The sequence below is a fragment of the Sphingomonas sp. NFR04 genome (assembly GCF_900114095.1).
Taxonomy (GTDB): domain Bacteria; phylum Pseudomonadota; class Alphaproteobacteria; order Sphingomonadales; family Sphingomonadaceae; genus Sphingomonas.
Map to the genome: position 1 here is coordinate 1,183,127 of NZ_FORV01000001.1, position 15,542 is coordinate 1,198,668.

Annotated in this window: 18 protein-coding genes; 7 read left to right on the top strand and 11 right to left on the bottom strand. The window is 68.5% G+C overall.

What is annotated here, in order from left to right; genetic code table 11:
* Nucleotides 1-3: 3 nt before the first annotated feature.
* A complete protein-coding gene (locus BM009_RS05560) occupies nucleotides 4-1,329 on the bottom strand; it encodes a methyl-accepting chemotaxis protein (RefSeq protein ID WP_175487910.1) in 1,326 nt (441 codons plus the stop codon).
* A gap of 254 nt (nucleotides 1,330-1,583) precedes the next feature.
* On the opposite strand from BM009_RS05560, the gene sdhC reads away from it, so the two are divergent.
* The 3 genes from sdhC to sdhA are packed head-to-tail and all read left to right on the top strand — an operon-like array spanning nucleotide 1,584 to nucleotide 4,193.
* A complete protein-coding gene (gene sdhC / locus BM009_RS05565) occupies nucleotides 1,584-2,006 on the top strand; it encodes a succinate dehydrogenase, cytochrome b556 subunit (protein WP_093294412.1) in 423 nt (140 codons plus the stop codon).
* On the top strand, nucleotides 1,999-2,391 hold the full coding sequence (sdhD, locus tag BM009_RS05570) for a succinate dehydrogenase, hydrophobic membrane anchor protein (protein ID WP_093294413.1): 393 nt from the start codon (nucleotides 1,999-2,001) through the stop codon (nucleotides 2,389-2,391). Before sdhC ends, sdhD begins: the two co-directional genes overlap by 8 nt.
* Nucleotides 2,391-4,193 (top strand): succinate dehydrogenase flavoprotein subunit, encoded by a 1,803-nt coding sequence (gene sdhA, locus BM009_RS05575; RefSeq protein WP_093294415.1) that lies wholly within the window; start codon nucleotides 2,391-2,393, stop codon nucleotides 4,191-4,193. The genes sdhD and sdhA overlap by 1 nt, the downstream gene beginning before the upstream one ends.
* Nucleotides 4,194-4,393: 200 nt before the next feature.
* Here sdhA and ruvC read toward each other — a convergent pair whose 3' ends face one another.
* The 6 genes from ruvC to BM009_RS05605 all read right to left on the bottom strand — a co-directional run bounded on the left by ruvC (nucleotide 4,394) and on the right by BM009_RS05605 (nucleotide 8,592).
* Nucleotides 4,394-4,885, bottom strand: a complete 492-nt coding sequence (gene ruvC, locus BM009_RS05580) for a crossover junction endodeoxyribonuclease RuvC (RefSeq protein WP_093294666.1) — start codon at nucleotides 4,883-4,885, stop codon at nucleotides 4,394-4,396.
* The gene (locus BM009_RS05585; protein ID WP_093294416.1) at nucleotides 4,882-5,283 is read right to left on the bottom strand and encodes an endonuclease domain-containing protein; all 402 of its coding nucleotides are present in this window, start codon (nucleotides 5,281-5,283) and stop codon (nucleotides 4,882-4,884) included. The genes ruvC and BM009_RS05585 overlap by 4 nt, the downstream gene beginning before the upstream one ends.
* Nucleotides 5,284-5,392: 109 nt before the next feature.
* Nucleotides 5,393-6,136 carry a YebC/PmpR family DNA-binding transcriptional regulator gene (locus BM009_RS05590; RefSeq protein ID WP_093294418.1) on the bottom strand — a complete coding sequence of 248 codons (744 nt, stop codon included), beginning with the start codon at nucleotides 6,134-6,136 and terminating at the stop codon, nucleotides 5,393-5,395.
* 83 nt (nucleotides 6,137-6,219) lie between these two features.
* A complete protein-coding gene (locus BM009_RS05595; protein ID WP_010543233.1) occupies nucleotides 6,220-6,456 on the bottom strand; it encodes a DUF2312 domain-containing protein in 237 nt (78 codons plus the stop codon).
* A 395-nt stretch (nucleotides 6,457-6,851) separates the two neighbouring features.
* Entirely contained in the window at nucleotides 6,852-8,177 is a 1,326-nt protein-coding gene (locus BM009_RS05600; RefSeq protein ID WP_093294419.1) for a metal-dependent hydrolase family protein, read from the bottom strand.
* A 40-nt stretch (nucleotides 8,178-8,217) separates the two neighbouring features.
* A complete protein-coding gene (locus BM009_RS05605; protein ID WP_093294420.1) occupies nucleotides 8,218-8,592 on the bottom strand; it encodes a DUF1244 domain-containing protein in 375 nt (124 codons plus the stop codon).
* 72 nt (nucleotides 8,593-8,664) lie between these two features.
* Between BM009_RS05605 and pyk the strand changes: the two genes are divergently transcribed.
* A complete protein-coding gene (gene pyk, locus BM009_RS05610) occupies nucleotides 8,665-10,134 on the top strand; it encodes a pyruvate kinase (RefSeq protein ID WP_093294422.1) in 1,470 nt (489 codons plus the stop codon).
* A 146-nt stretch (nucleotides 10,135-10,280) separates the two neighbouring features.
* On the opposite strand, the gene BM009_RS05615 is transcribed toward pyk, so the two are convergent.
* Genes BM009_RS05615 through BM009_RS05625 form a run of 3 tightly spaced genes read right to left on the bottom strand, consistent with a single transcriptional unit; the run spans nucleotide 10,281 to nucleotide 11,883 of the window.
* Nucleotides 10,281-10,916: a heme exporter protein CcmB gene (locus BM009_RS05615; protein ID WP_093294423.1), complete on the bottom strand. Its 636-nt coding sequence runs from the start codon at nucleotides 10,914-10,916 to the stop codon at nucleotides 10,281-10,283.
* Nucleotides 10,913-11,482, bottom strand: a complete 570-nt coding sequence (gene ccmA, locus BM009_RS05620) for a heme ABC exporter ATP-binding protein CcmA (protein ID WP_093294425.1) — start codon at nucleotides 11,480-11,482, stop codon at nucleotides 10,913-10,915. Before ccmA ends, BM009_RS05615 begins: the two co-directional genes overlap by 4 nt.
* Nucleotides 11,479-11,883 (bottom strand): metallopeptidase family protein, encoded by a 405-nt coding sequence (locus BM009_RS05625; protein ID WP_175487895.1) that lies wholly within the window; start codon nucleotides 11,881-11,883, stop codon nucleotides 11,479-11,481. Before BM009_RS05625 ends, ccmA begins: the two co-directional genes overlap by 4 nt.
* A gap of 48 nt (nucleotides 11,884-11,931) precedes the next feature.
* On the opposite strand from BM009_RS05625, the gene BM009_RS05630 reads away from it, so the two are divergent.
* Nucleotides 11,932-12,225, top strand: coding sequence for a 4a-hydroxytetrahydrobiopterin dehydratase (locus BM009_RS05630; RefSeq protein ID WP_093294428.1), 294 nt, complete (start codon nucleotides 11,932-11,934; stop codon nucleotides 12,223-12,225).
* 156 nt (nucleotides 12,226-12,381) lie between these two features.
* On the opposite strand, the gene BM009_RS05635 is transcribed toward BM009_RS05630, so the two are convergent.
* Nucleotides 12,382-13,080 (bottom strand): energy transducer TonB, encoded by a 699-nt coding sequence (locus BM009_RS05635; protein WP_254772151.1) that lies wholly within the window; start codon nucleotides 13,078-13,080, stop codon nucleotides 12,382-12,384.
* A 126-nt stretch (nucleotides 13,081-13,206) separates the two neighbouring features.
* Between BM009_RS05635 and BM009_RS05640 the strand changes: the two genes are divergently transcribed.
* Together BM009_RS05640 and BM009_RS05645 are read left to right on the top strand one after the other, a co-directional pair.
* Nucleotides 13,207-13,533 (top strand): hypothetical protein, encoded by a 327-nt coding sequence (locus tag BM009_RS05640; protein ID WP_093294429.1) that lies wholly within the window; start codon nucleotides 13,207-13,209, stop codon nucleotides 13,531-13,533.
* A gap of 114 nt (nucleotides 13,534-13,647) precedes the next feature.
* Nucleotides 13,648-15,444, top strand: a complete 1,797-nt coding sequence (locus BM009_RS05645; protein WP_093294431.1) for an aminopeptidase P family protein — start codon at nucleotides 13,648-13,650, stop codon at nucleotides 15,442-15,444.
* The last annotated feature ends 98 nt before the right edge of the window (nucleotides 15,445-15,542 follow it).

The following is a 15,542-nucleotide window of genomic DNA, read 5'->3' on the forward strand; positions in this document are numbered from 1 at the left end:
CCATCACGCAGCGACCTTGGCGACGAACTCGCCGGCGCTGCCCTTCAGCGCGCCGAGCTGTTCGTCGAGCGTCGCAAATCCCTGTCCGACCCGGTCGATCTCGGAGGCCACCGCCTCGGTATCGGCGCGGATCGCGCTGATCGTCGCCGACATCGAATCCGCCGCGAGCGCGGTCTCGTCGACCGCCGCGGTGATCGCGGTGACGGTCTGCGCCTGCACTTCCATCGCGCTGCGGATGCGGTTGGCGCTTTCCTGCACTTCGGAGACGGTCGCGCGGATCGAGGCGTTGGTCTCCACCGTCGAGCGCGTCGCCGACTGGATCGCGGCGATCTTGGCGGCAATGTCGTCGGTCGCGCGCGCGGTCTGGCTGGCGAGGCTCTTCACTTCCTGCGCCACCACCGCGAAACCGCGCCCGGCGTCGCCGGCTCGGGCCGCCTCGATCGTCGCGTTGAGCGCGAGCAAATTGGTCTGCCCGGCGATGTCGCGGATCAGGCCGAGGATCGATTCGATCGACTTGGCATGGTCGGAGAGCATCTCGCTCATGCCCACCGCGTCGCTCGCCTGGCCGCTCGCGCGCGTCGCGATCGCCGCCGCCGCCTCGACTTCGGTACGCGCATCCTCGATCGCGCGGATCAGGCCGGCGGCGGTCATCGCCGCCTCGCGCATGGCCACCGCCGACTGTTCGGCCGCCGCCGCGACTTCGCTCGCCTTGCCCAGCATGCCCCGGGCCGAAGCGGAGGTGTGCACCGCCTGACCGCGCAACGCTTCGCCGCCGCGCGACGCCTGCTCCACGGTTGCGCCGATCGACGTGTGGAACTCGGTCGCCAGCCGGTCACGCGCCACCTGGGCGCTGTGCTCGCGATACATGTTGTAGATCTCGACGGTGATGTCTGCTTCCAGCGCCGACAGCCGCATCAGCGTGTCGACCAGCACCGGCAGCCGCGGATCGGCGCCGCCCACCCGGCGGATCAGCACTTCCAGCGCCGCACGGTCGCTCGCGCTGATCATCGAGAGCAGCGCCATCGGCGGCACGCCCTTTTCATAGGCCGCGGCGACCGAGCGCTCGATCGATTCGATCCAGCTCTTGGTCGTCGTCTCCAGGAAGCGCGCGCGCAGGAACACCACGCCAACGTCGATCATCTTTGCGGTATCCGACGGCGCCCAATCGCGCTCTTCGGGGAAGCAGCGGACCCATTGATGCCAATAGGCGGCGGAGACCGCCTCGATCTCGGGCTCCAGCACCTCCCAGCATTCGCGACTCGATTGCTGCAGCGAGCCTTCGAAATCGAACACGTGCAGCCGCGCCGCCACGTCGATCCGCGCGCTCATCGTGCCGGCGGCGGCCAGCGCCTGGGTGGAAACCGAATCGCTCACCTACGTCTCATCCCCGGTCGGCGGCCGGGCTTCGGCCGCATCCGGCCAAGCTATGTCGCTTCAGTGGTTAAGAGGCGGTTAGGAGCGGGTGTGCCAGGGTGGATCCGCACCATCTTGCGCCCACCGCCCGGCTGAACCTAAGGGCAATCCGTCTTGCATCCTCGTCTGGCGGGATTAAGGAAGCCCGCGTCGACCGAAAGGATTTATCGTTGGCCAACGTCCGCAACACGGCGCGACCGCTGTCGCCGCATCTCGGCATCTATACCTGGGGGCCGCACATGACGGTCTCGATCATCCACCGCGCCACCGGCTCCGGCATGGCGACCGTGGGCACCGGACTGTTCGTCTGGTGGCTGGTCGCGCTCGCTTATGGCCCCGATGCCTATGCGACGTTCCTCGACGTGTTCACGCTGTCGAACGGCAAGCTCAACATCCTCGGCTATATTGTCGGGATCGGGATGAGCCTGTCCTTCTTCCAGCACATGGCCTCGGGCGTGCGCCACCTGTTCCTCGACGCCGGCGCGAATTTCGAGCTGCGCGCGAACAAGCGCACCGCGCTGACCACCTTCGCGGTCAGCATCCTCGCCACCGCGATCTTCTGGGTCGTGCTTCTGGAGAAGGCGCATGGGTAACGGAACCCAGCTCGGTCGCGTCCGCGGCCTCGGCTCGGCGCACGAAGGCGCGGGCGAATGGTGGAAGCACAAGGTTTCGGCGGGATCGAACCTGCTGCTGGTGCTGTGGCTGATCGTCTCGATCGCCCTGCTGCCCGCCTATGACTATGCGACGATGCAGGCCTGGATCGCCCAGCCGCTGGTCGCCGTGCCGCTGATCCTCCTGGTGCTCAGCGTCACTTCCCACTTCCGTCACGGCCTGCAGGTCGTGATCGAGGACTATCAGCACAACGAGACGCGCTTCGTGCTGATCGTCCTGCTCGAATATTTCACGATCACCGTCCGCGTGCTCGCGATCTTCTCGATCCTGAAGATCGCCTTCACCTCCGTTGGAGTGGCTGCCTGATGCCCGCCGCCTACAAGATCATCGACCATATCTATGACACCGTCGTCGTCGGCGCGGGCGGCTCGGGCCTCCGCGCGGTGATGGAAGTGGCGCAGTCGGGCCTCAAGACCGCTTGCATCACCAAGGTGTTCCCGACGCGCAGCCACACGGTCGCGGCGCAGGGCGGCATCGCCGCCAGCCTGGGCAACATGGGTCCGGACCACTGGACCTGGCACATGTACGACACCGTCAAGGGCTCCGACTGGCTCGGCGACCAGGACGCGATCGAGTATCTCACCCGCGAGGCGCCTGCCGCGGTGTACGAGCTCGAACATGCCGGCATGCCGTTCAGCCGCACCGACGAGGGCAAGATCTACCAGCGTCCGTTCGGCGGCATGATGCAGAACATGGGCGAAGGCCCGCCCGCGCAGCGCACCTGCGCCGCGGCGGACCGTACCGGCCATGCGATGCTGCACACGCTGTACCAGCAGAGCCTGAAGTACGACGCGGACTTCTTCATCGAATATTTCGCGCTCGACCTGATCATGGAAAATGGCGAGTGCCGCGGCGTGATCGCGCTGTGCATGGACGACGGCTCGATCCACCGCTTCCGCAGCCATGCGGTGGTGCTGGCGACCGGCGGCTATGGCCGCGTCTACCAGTCGGCCACCTCGGCGCACACCTGCACCGGCGACGGCAATGGGATGGTGCTCCGCGCCGGCCTGCCGCTGCAGGACATGGAGTTCGTCCAGTTCCACCCGACCGGCATCTACGGCGCGGGCGTGCTGATCACCGAGGGCGCGCGCGGCGAAGGCGGCTATCTCACCAACTCCGAGGGTGAGCGCTTCATGGAGCGCTATGCGCCGTCCGCCAAGGATCTCGCCAGCCGCGACGTCGTGTCGCGCTCGATGGCGATGGAGATCCGCGAAGGCCGCGGCGTGGGCAAGGAGAAGGACCATATCTACCTTCACCTGAACCATATCGACCCGAAGATCCTCGCCGAGCGCCTGCCCGGCATCACCGAGACCGGCAAGGTCTTCGCCGGTGTCGACCTCACCCGCCAGCCGCTCCCGGTGGTGCCGACCGTCCACTACAATATGGGCGGCATCCCGACCAACTATCACGGCGAAGTCGTCCATCTGAAGGACGGCAATCCGGATGCGGTGGTCCCCGGCCTGTTCGCGGTCGGCGAAGCGGCCTGCGTGTCGGTGCACGGCGCCAACCGCCTCGGCTCCAACTCGCTGATCGATCTCGTGGTGTTCGGCCGGGCAACCGGCAAGCGGATCGTCGACATCCTCAAGCCGAACACCCCGCACCACCCGCTGCCGAAGGATTCGGAAGCGCTGGCGCTGGGTCGCCTCGATCACTTCCGCAACGCAAATGGCGGCACCCGCACCTCGCAGTTGCGCGCCGACATGCAGAAGACGATGCAGCGCCACTGCGCCGTGTTCCGCACCGAGGAGCTGATGGCCGAGGGCGTGGCCCACATGGACCAGGTCTACAAGGGCCTGGAGGATGTGCATGTCAGCGATCGCTCGCTGGTGTGGAACACCGATCTCGTCGAGACGCTCGAGCTGGACAACCTGCTCGGCCAGGCGATGGTGACGATCCGCAGCGCGATCAACCGCAAGGAAAGCCGCGGCGCGCACATGCACGAGGACTTCCCCGAGCGCGACGACGCCGAGTGGATGAAGCACACCATCGCGACGTTCGACGGCTGGGGCGGCAAGGGCGGCACCACCGCGATCGACTACCGTCCGGTGCACGACTATACGCTCACCGACGCGATCGAATATATCAAGCCGAAGAAGCGGGTGTACTGATCCCGTCGCGGATGGGTTTACGGAAGGGCCGGGGCGGCGACGCTCCGGCCTTTTTGTTTGGGTGAGGTATGGGCGAACCCCACACACCCTCACCCTCCCCACCGCCTTCGGCGGTGGGTCCCCTCCCTCTCCCGCAGGCGGGAGAGGGAGGGAGGCGCGTAAGCGCCGGAAGGGTGAGGGTGCGTGGGGATAGCTAAAACCTACCGAAGCACCCCGAACCGCGCGCTCGCCAGATGATGCGCATGGCAGATCGCCACCGCCAGCGCGTCGGCAGCATCGGCGCCGACGATCTTCACCCCCGGCAGCAGCCGCGAGACCATCGCATGCACCTGCTCCTTGTCGGCATTGCCCACGCCGACCACGGACTTCTTCACCGTGCTCGGCTTATACTCGCCGACATCGATGCCCACCCGCGCCGCGGCGCACAGCACCACCCCGCGTGCCTGGCCGAGCTTGAGCGTCGACTGCGCATTGGAATTGACGAACACTTCCTCGACAGCCGCCGCCTCAGGCGCATGATCGGTGATGAGCGCGGCGAGCATCGCATCGAGATGGGCGAGCCGGCGCGGCAGGGTGGCCTTGGTGTCGGTGACCAGCTTGCCATGGCCGAGATGGCTAAGACGGTTCCCCTCGGCCCGGATGAGGCCCCAGCCGGTGGTTCCCAGGCCGGGATCGAGACCCAGGATGATCACCACTCAAGCCCCTCCCCTTCAGGGGAGGGGTTGGGGTGGGGGCTGGCGGACCAGCGATCCGGACGGGTTTGGAGAGCTTCCACAATTGCCGCGAGCACGCCGTCCATATTGTCGAATACGTCGTGATTGGAAAAATGCAGGGCGAGAAATCCTTGGCTTAGAAGGTGCGCGTCCCGGCGCTCATCGCGCACTGGATCATGCGTGTCGCCGTCGACTTCAACTACCAGCCCCTTCGCCGGGCAGAAGAAGTCGCAGATATAGGGAAAGACTACCTGCTGGCGACGAAATTTGTGGCCGAGCTGGGTGTTGGAGAGATGCCGCCACAGGCGCTTCTCCAGTTCCGTAGGGTTCCGCCGCATTTCCTTTGCACGCGCGTATAGCTCGGCTTCGGTGACCATCGCTGCCCTCCCTCAGGAAACAGGATGCACCAACAGCGGAGCAATTGGCTACTCGGTCATGCCCCACCCCAACCCCTCCCCTGAAGGGGAGGGGCTAGTAGATCGCCAGCTAGCCCAGCTTCTCCATCACGTCGTCGGGGATTTCGTAGTTCCCCCATACCGTCTGGACGTCGTCGTCATCATCCAGCGCATCGAGCAGCTTGAACAGCGTCGCCGCGTCGTCCGCGCCCACCGTCACCATGGTCTGCGGCCGCCAGGCGAGCTTGGCGCCCTCGGACTCGCCGAGCACCGCCTCCAGCGCCTTGGCGACTTCGTGCAGGTCGCCCTGCGCGGTCCAGATCTCGTGGCCGTCCTCGCTGCTGGTCACGTCCTCGGCGCCCGCTTCCAGTGCCGCCTCGAACACCTTCTCGGCGTCGCCGGCGCTTACCGGATAGGAGATCAGCCCCAGGCGATCGAAGCCGTGGCTCACCGAACCGGCGGTGCCCAGGTTGCCGCCATTCTTCGACACCGCGGTGCGCACGTTGGTCGCGGTGCGATTGCGGTTGTCGGTCAGCGCCTCGATGATCAGCGAGACGCCCGCCGGGCCGAAGCCCTCGTAGCGGATCTCTTCGTAATTATCGCCTTCGCCCTTGCTCGCCTTGTCGATCGCGCGCTGGATATTGTCCTTGGGCATCGACTGCGCCTTGGCGGCGTTGATCGCGGCGCGCAGGCGCGGGTTCATGTCCGGGTCCGCCAGACCCATCTTTGCCGCCACGGTGATTTCGCGGCTTAGCTTGGAGAACATCGCCGAGCGCTTCTTATCCTGCGCGCCCTTGCGGTGCATGATGTTCTTGAATTTGGAATGGCCTGCCATGGTGAACCCGAACTGCCTGCGGTTTGGAGAAGGTGGAAAGCGCTCGCCTTAGCGCGGAAGCCCGGCGAGCGCCATCGCGGGGCTTAGATGCCCAGCGCCTGCTTGTAGGTCTCGAGCAGCATCTCGGCCTCTTCGCGGTGATGCTTTTCCATCTTCCGCAGGCGGACGATAGTGCGCATCGTCTTCACGTCGAAGCCGGTCGACTTGGCCTCGGCATAGACGTCCTTGATGTCGTCGGCGATGCCCTTCTTCTCCTCTTCGAGACGCTCGACACGCTCGATCAGGAGGCGGAGCTGCTCGGCGGAAATATTGTCGGACATGGGTGTTCTAGCTCCTGAAGCATGGGATCGGACGAGGCACGCCGCGCGAGAGTCGCGCCGGCCGGATCGTCCGAAGGGAAAGGAATCCGGCGGGCCCTGTACGCCAGCCGGCGCCTTCGCTCAACCTTAGAGCGTGATGACATGGTTTCGACACGCCGTGATTGCCCTGCGCCGTTCGTCGGCTAGGAGCATCGCGCAGCGCGGGCTGGTGGCCCGTGCAAGCGGTGCGACGACGTGCGGCGGGCGGCGCAGGGCAACCGCGAAGCGGCGGGCCGATTTTGGCCCGTGGCGTCGTCCCTCGTCGGTCACGGGGGCAAAGCCCCGCTCCCTCCTCGCTCCTAGCCACAAGCCAAAATCGGCTCCGTCACGGCGCGTCGCAACCATGCCATCACGCTCTAGTCCTGCGGGAACACCTGCCGCTTGCCGCCGAGCTTGTGCACCACGCCGGCGCGCACCACCGTGTCGACATGCTGCAGCACGGTGACGTCCTGCAGCGGATCGCCCGCCACCGCGATCAGGTCCGCCGCCTTGCCGGGTTCGAGCGAGCCGAGCTGGTCCTTGCGACCGAGCGCATCGGCAGCGTCGAGTGTCGCCGCGCGAATCGCGCCCGCCGGCGTGAGCCCCGCGCGGACCAGCAGCGCGAATTCCTTCGCATTCTCGCCGTGGCGCGACACGCCGGTGTCGGTGCCGAACGCAACCTTCACCCCTGCCTTGATCGCCTTGGCATGGCTGGCGGCGGCAGCCGCAGCAGCCGCCTCGGCCTTGGGGATGGTGGCGGGCGGCAGCTTGCCGGCGCGGGCATTAGCGAGCGCGGTGACCGGGGCGATCATCGTCGGGACGAGCCAGGTGCCGTGCGCCTTCATCGCCGCGATGGTCGCATCGTCGAGGAAGCTGCCATGCTCGATCGAATCGGCCCCCGCCTCCACCGCACCGCGCACGCCCTCGGCGGCGTGCGCATGCACCGCGACGCGGCGGCCGAAGGCGTGCGCGGTATCGACGATCGCCTTCATCTCCTCGTCGGACATCTGCTTGCCCAGGCCCCCGGCGACATTCGAGAGCACGCCCCCGGTGGCGGCGAACTTGATCACCTGCGCGCCCAGCCCGATCTGCTGGCGGACCGCACGGCGGCAATCGTCGGCGCCGTCGCAGGTGTTGATCTGGCGGTGCGCCACCGCCTCGGCGAATTCCTCGGCAAGCCCGTTGGTGCCGTCGCCATGCCCGCCCGAGACCGAGATCATCCGCCCGGCATTGACGATTCGCGGCCCCGCGATCGCGCCGCGCTCCACCGCGTCCCGCAGCGCCCGGATCGCGCGGGGGTTGCTGCCGAGGTCGCGGACCGTGGTGAACCCTGCCTCAAGATCGCGTCGCGCATCCTCGATGCCGATGACGAACTCGTCGGCCTCGTCCTCGGTGAGCGCGTTCATCCGCTCCTTCACCGGGTCGCCCTCGGAGAAGAGGTGGACGTGCAGGTCGATCAGCCCCGGCAGCACGAACTTGTCGCGCAGGTCGACCAGGGTCGCCCCGGCCTCGGGCGCGACGAAGCCGTCGCGGACTTCGGCGACCTTGCCATCGCGCAGGATCAGGGTGCTATTGCCGCGCGCCGCCTGGCCAGGCCGGTCGAGCAGCCGCCCGGCCTGGACATAGGTGACCTTGGAGGAAGACTGAGCAAGGGCGGGAACGGCCACCGAACAGGCCAGCGCGGCCAGCAACAACGTCTTCATTCCCGTCTCCCCACTGTCGCGCCCCCGGTTCAGGCCCGCCTCAGGCGTGGGGGTCGGTCATGCTGGGAGGATCACTGGCCGGGAAGCTCTCGTCAAGCGCCTCGTCGAGCTCCGCGTCGCGGCCCTCGTTCTTCTTCAGGCTCTCTTCCATGCGGGCCAATTGCTCGGGCGTGGCCTCGCTCTGGTACTTCGCCTTCCACTCGGACTGCTCCATCCCATAGACGATTCGGCGCGCATCGGCCTTGGCGATGCTCGGATCCGCTTCATGGATCCAGTCGCCCAGGCAGTTCCGGCAAAAGCCCGAAAGCCCCATCAGATCAATGTTCTGGGCATCGTGACGGTGGCGCAGATGGCGCACCAGCCGGCGGAACGCCTTGGCCGCAATTGCGTCGTCCAGGCGATCAAGTTCATCCATTCGGCACCTCCGGAGTTGATGTTAACGCATTTGGGGCTAGAGGCGGGCACGCACAAGCCGAGGAAGACAACGATGACACAGGCGATCTCCCCCCGCTCGCGCAAGGTGCGCGTCCTGGCAACCTTGGGACCCGCCAGCGCGTCCCCCGAAATGATCGAGAAGCTGTTCCGCGCCGGCGCCGATGCGTTCCGCATCAATATGAGCCATGGCGACCAGGCCTCGAAGATCCCGCTGTTCCAAGCGATCCGCGGCATGGAGGCGACTACCGGCCGCCCGACCACGATCCTCGCCGACCTGCAGGGCCCGAAGCTCCGCGTCGGCAAGTTCGCCGAGGGCAAGGTGATGCTGGTCACCGGCCACCAGTTCACGCTGGACCGTGATCCCACGCCGGGCGACGCCACCCGCGTCGAGCTGCCGCACCGCGAGATCTTCGAAGCCGCGCACCCCGATGCCCGGCTGCTGCTCGACGACGGCAAGCTGGTGCTGCGCGTGACCGACGTGACGCCCGACCGGCTGACCACGATCGTCGAGGTCGGCGGTGCGCTGTCGAACAACAAGGGCCTCAACGTCCCCGACATGGTGCTGCCGCTTGCCGCGCTCACCGAGAAGGACCGCAGCGACCTCAGCTTCGCGGTGGAGCAGGGTGCCGACTGGATCGCGCTCAGCTTCGTCCAGCGCCCCGAGGATCTGATGGAAGCCCGCCGCCTGATCGGCGGCAAGGCCGCGCTGCTCGCCAAGATCGAGAAGCCGAGCGCCATCGCGCGTCTCGAGGAAATCCTCGAGCAGTGCGATGGCGTGATGGTCGCCCGCGGCGATCTCGGCGTCGAGCTGCCACCGCAGACCGTGCCGCCGCTGCAGAAGCGGATCGTCGAATCGGCGCGCCGCCTGGGCCGTCCGGTAATCGTCGCGACGCAGATGCTCGAATCGATGATCGACAGCCCCTCGCCCACCCGCGCCGAAGTGTCGGACGTGGCGACCGCGGTGTATGACGGCGCCGACGCGATCATGCTCTCGGCCGAAAGCGCCGCGGGCAAGTGGCCGGTGGAATCGGTGTCGATGATGAACTCGATCGCCGATGCGGTGGAGCGCGATCCCGCGCATGGCGACCGCGTCCACTTCACCGTTACCAAGCCCGATCCGACGACCGCCGACGCACTGGCCGAAGCGGCGAAGAATATCGCGGCGACGGTCTCGGCCTCGGCGATCATCTGCTTCACCAGCTCGGGCTCGACCGCGCGCCGCATCGCCCGCGAGCGGCCGCTGGTGCCGATCCTGGTGCTGACCCCGGAGCGCGACACTGCGCGTCGTCTGGGCCTGCTGTGGGGCACCCATGCCGTGCAGACCCGCGATGTCGACTCGTTCGAGGAAATGGTCGGCAAGGCCAAGCGCATGGCGCTGCGCCACGGCCTCGCCAAGGCGGGCGACCGGGTGATCGTCTGCGCCGGCGTGCCGTTCAAGACGCCGGGCTCGACCAACGTGCTCCACGTGGTGACGCTGCTCGGCGACGAGCTGACCAGCTATACAGGGCCGGAGGGGAACTAACCCCCGCAATCCTCCCCCGCCAGGGGGAGGTGTCAGGCGCAGCCTGACGGAGGGGGCGGAAGCACGCCGCTCGAGAGGGTCTGGCATCCTCCCCCTCCGTCGCCTTCGGCGCCACCTCCCCCTGGCGGGGGAGGATTATCCCTTGCCTACCCCCGCCCCATCCGCATCGCCGCGCCGGCGACGAAGGGGCATCCTGCCACCAGCACCAGGCTGATCGCCGCCAGCAGCTTGATCGCGCCGGGCTCGCCGCCGGTGGCGCCCGCGCCGAAGATCAGCAGCGGCACCGCGAAGGGCAGCATCACCAGCCCCGCCAGCGCCCCCGCCCCGCGCAACCCCGCCACCAGCGCCGCCGTCGCCACACCCAGTGCCGCCAGCCCCGGCGTGCCGATCGCCAGCCCGAGCAGGATGGTCGCCAGCGCCGTCCCCGGCACGTGCAGCAGCGCCGCCGCGACGCAGGTCGCCGCCAGCAGCGCCGGCCCGAAGCCCAGCCAATGCCCCAGCATCTTCGCCGCCGCGATGCCGGCATCCGAATAGCCGCGCACCACCAGCTGATCGAGCACCCCGCTCTCGGCATCGGGCGCCACCAGCCGCTCGACCGGGAGCAGCGCCGCTAGCAGCGCCGCTGCCCAGATCACCCCGCCGCCGATCCGCGCGAGCAGGCGTCCGTCGGGGCCGACCGCGAAGGGAAAGAGGATCGCGACCAGCAGGAAGAAGGCGATCGGCAGCACCAGCCCGCCGCTGCTCCACGCCCGCCGCAGCTCGCGCCAGACCAGGGCAATCACAGCGCGATCTCCTGCGCGTCCGGCAGCGCGATCGGCTGGTGGGTCGCGACCAGCACGATTCCGCCTTCCGCGCGATGTGCCGCGATCCGCGCCTCCAGCATCGCGACCGAGGCAGTGTCGAGGCCATTGCCCGGCTCGTCGAGCAGCCACACCGGCGCGCCGCTCGCCAGCACCCGCGCGAACGCCGCGCGCCGCCGCTGGCCGGTGGAGAGCAGCCGCACGGGCACATCGGCGATATCCGCCAGTCCGACGGCGTCCAGCGCATCGGCGACCGCGTCCCCGCGCCCGTCGAGCCCCGCCCAGAAGCCGAGCGCGCCCGCGAGCGTCCGCTCCGTATCCAGCGCAGCGGTCTCGCTGAGCAGCGCCCGCGCGCCGTCCCCCGCCACCCGTCCGTCCAGCGGTGCGAGCAGCCCGGCGGCGATGCGGATCAGGCTCGACTTGCCGACGCCGTTGGGTCCCAGCACCAGCCCGGCCTCGCCTGGCGCCAGCGCGAAGGACAGCCCCTCGAACAGGATCCGCCCGCCGCGCAGGCAGGTCACGTCGTCAAAGGCGAGGCCGAGGTTCAATCCGCGGCTTCTTCCAGCGCATGCATGTCTTCGTCGGACAGGCCGAAATGATGGCCGACCTCATGGACCACGACATGATGGACCAGCCGCTCGAGTGATTCCCCGCTCTCCACCCACTCGTCGAGGATCGCGCGGCGATAGAGATGGATGCGATCGGGCAGTCCGCCCGAATCGAACGCCGATTTCTCGCCGATCGGCCGGCCATGATACAGGCCGCTGAGCGCGAAGGGGTCGTCGATGCCGAGCGCGTCGAGCGTCTCCTCGTCGGCGAACTCCTCCACCAGCAGCACCACGTCGGCCAGATGGGGCTGGAAGGGCGCGGGGATGCGGGCCAGCGCGGCGCGGGCGAGGCGCTCGATCAGGGCAGCATCGGGGGCGAAGGTTGGCGCTTGCTCCGGCATGGCCGAATGCATAGGCGGAGCGGCAGAGAAGGAGCAAGGAGGGGATATATGGTAGCGCGTTTGACCGACGGCCTGCGCGAGGAGTCGCTCGCGGCCCTGCCGGCCTGGAACTACGAGCCGGGGCGCGACGCGATCACCCGCCGCTTCCTGTTCGCCGATTTCACCGAGGCGTTCGGCTTCATGACCCGCGTCGCACTGATCGCCGAGAAGGCGGACCATCATCCCGAATGGTCGAACGTGTGGAACCGGGTCGACATCCTGCTGACCACCCATGATGCCGGCGGGCTGTCGACGCGGGACCTGCAACTGGCGGCGGCGATCGACGCGCTGGTGAAGGGGTAGCGTGTGATCCTCCCCCGGAGGGGGAGGGGGACCGCCGCCAAAGGCGGTGGTGGAGGGGTGTCAACGTGGCGGCGGCGGGCAGCAATCGCAGCGTGGACACCCCTCCGTCATGCCTTCGGCATGCCACCTCCCCTTGCAGGGGAGGATTTACGGTAGTCACTCCCCATCCGGCCGCTCGTACAGATCCCAACGATGTTCGCCGGTCACCGTATCGGCATAGGGCCGCCCCGCTGCATCCCTGCTCGGCACATAGCGGAAGCGCTTCTGGATCAGCTTGCAGGTGGTCTCGTCGAGGTCGCGATTGCCGCTGCTCCGCGTGACCGTGCAGCTTGATACCCGTCCGTTCACGCCCACCACGAAGCGCAGCCCCACCGTGCCGCTCGCCCCGGCGTTGAGCGCGCCGCGCGGGTAATCGGCGTCGGTGATCCGCCCACCGACCCAGCGCAGCGGCACCCCGCCCCCGCCGCCCGGCCCATTGCCGCGTCCGCCGCTGCCGGTGCCATCGCCCTCGCCGCCCGCGCCGGTCCCCGGCCCCGCCACCGGCGCTGCGCCGGAGGACGAATCGCTGGCGGTCGCCGGCTTGGGCGCGGTCACCAGCGGCGGCGGCTGGAGCACCACCGGCGGTGGCGGCGCGACGACCTCGGTTGCCTTGGAAACGCGGTTGGGCGGTGCCGAGGCCCCTTCGGCCTTGGGCGCCGCGCGCCGCTTGGCCGGCTCGGGCGCGGGCGGCGGCGGGGGTGGCGGCACGTCGAAGCTCAGCAGGTTCGCATCCGGATCGGTGCGGACCAGCGTCTGCGCGCGCAATCCCGCGAACAGCAGCGCCGCCAGCAGCGCCTCCACCGCGATCGCCGCCACTGCGCCGCGCGCCCGGGAGCCTCCGGAAATCACCGGATCTGCCCCGATCGTTGCGGGTTCATGCAACCGAAATGTGGCATGACACATTGATACGCATCGAACACGAACCGAAGATGGGGTCCGAATATGCGTAAGACAATCGCCGCGCTCGCCGCCTTTGCCCTGGTCACGCCCGTCGCAATGCCGATCGGCGTCGCCAGCGCCCAGTCGCGCTACGAAGGCAAGTCCAAGTCCAGCCGCGGCTATCGCTATGTGAAGACGTGCCGCAAGTCGAAGGGCCATACCGGCCTGATCGCCGGCGGTGTCGCCGGTGCGCTGGCAGGCCCGTCGGTGGTCGGCGGCGGCCTGCTCGGCGCTGCGGCGGGCGGTGTCGCCGGCGCGCTGGGTGGCCGCGCGATCGACCGTACCATCACCGCGAAGGATCGCTGCCACTACGTCAAGGTTCGCCGCTGACCGATCGGCTGGGGCGGGCCTGGTCCCGCCCCTTTCCAAAATAGCCTGCATCGGCCAGTAACCGGCCTTATGTCGCGGCGCCGAGCGCCAGCCCCCAAGATGCAGGAAACGCCTATGTCCAGCTATGCCGATCGTCTGAGCGCGTTGCGCACGCAACTCGCGCAGGATGCGCTCGACGGCTTCGTCGTGCCGCTCACCGACGAGCACATGTCCGAATATGTCGGCGAATATGCGCAGCGACTCGCCTGGCTGACCGGCTTCCAGGGCTCGGCCGGCACCGCCGTGGTGCTGCCGCAGGAAGCGGCGATCTTCACCGACGGGCGCTATACGCTCCAGGTCCGCCAGCAAGTCTCCGCCGATCAGTGGGAATATGTCGGCGTGCCGGCGACCAGCGTCGCCGACTGGCTGGGCGCGCATGCCCCGGACGGCGGCCGCATCGGCTATGATCCCTGGCTGCACACCCGCGCCTGGGTGGAGGAAGCCCGCACGGCGCTGGCCGAGAAGGGCGCGACGCTCGTGCCGGTCACCCGCAACCCGATCGACGCAGTCTGGGCCGAGCAGCCCCGCCCGTCCGACGCGCCGCTCGCGGTGCTGGACGAGGCGCTGGCCGGCAAGTCCTCCGCCGCCAAGCGCGCCGAGATCGCCGACTGGCTGCAGGGGCGGAACGCCGACGCGGTGGTGATCGCCGCGCTCGATTCGATCGCCTGGACCTTCAACGTTCGCGGCGGCGACGTGACCCATACGCCGGTGGCGCTCGCCTACACCGTGATCCATGCCGATGGCACCGCCGACCTGTTCTTGGCGCCCGAAAAGGTGACCGATGCGGTGCGCCAGCATCTCGGCAACGCCGTGCGCATCCAGGATCGCGCGGCGTTCGCACCGGCGCTGGGCGGGTTCGCGGGCAAGCGCGTCGTCGCCGATCCGGGCACGGCGGTATCCGCGATCTTCGATGCGCTGGAAGCTGGCGGCGCCACCGTGGTCGCGCTGCGTGATCCCGTGATCCTCGCCAAGGCGATCAAGAACCCCGCCGAGGTCGCCGGGCACAAGGCCGCGCAGGCGCGCGACGGCGCCGCGCTCAGCCGCTTCCTGAAGTGGTTCGAGGAAACCGCACCGCAGGGCGGCCTCACCGAAATGTCCGCAGCGGACAAGCTGCGCGAATTCCGCGAGGCGACCGGCCGGCTGAAGGACCTGTCGTTCGACACCATCTCCGCCACCGGGCCGAATGGCGCGATCCCGCACTACAAGGTGACCGAGGAATCGAGCCTGCCGATCGAGCGCGGCCAGCTGTTCCTGATCGACTCGGGCGGGCAATATGGCGACGGCACCACCGATGTCACCCGCGTGATGCCGGTCGGCGAGGCGAGCCACGAGATGCAGGACCGCTTCACCCGCGTGCTCAAGGGCCATATCGCCATCGCCACCGCGATCTTCCCGGACGGCACCACCGGCGCGCAGATCGACGGCTTCGCGCGGCGGCCGCTCTGGGAGGCGGGGCTCGATTTCGCGCATGGCACCGGGCACGGCGTCGGGGCGTACCTTGCGGTGCACGAGGGTCCGCAGCGCATCGCCCCGCCCTCCTATCCGGGCGGCCAGGCGCTGGAGCCGCTGCGCGCCGGCATGTTCCTCTCGAACGAGCCCGGCTATTACAAGGCGGGCGAATACGGCATCCGCATCGAGAACCTCGTCCATATCGTCGAGCGGACGATCCCCGGCGGCGACAAGCCGATGCTGGCGTTCGAGACGCTCACCTTCGCGCCGATCGAGCGCAGCCTGATCCTGCCCGAACTGCTCAGCCCCGAGGAGCGCGCCTGGCTGGACGCCTATCATGCCGAGGTGCTGGCGATCGTCGGCCCGCAGCTGGAGGGCGAGGAGCGGGCATGGCTGGAAGCCAAGTGCGCGCCGATCGGGTGAACCCGTCCTGATCCTCCCCTGCAAGGGGAGGGGGACCGCCGCCGCAGGCGGTGGTGGAGGGGTGTCCCCGCTGCAGTGACGCGAGACAAATCAGCGTC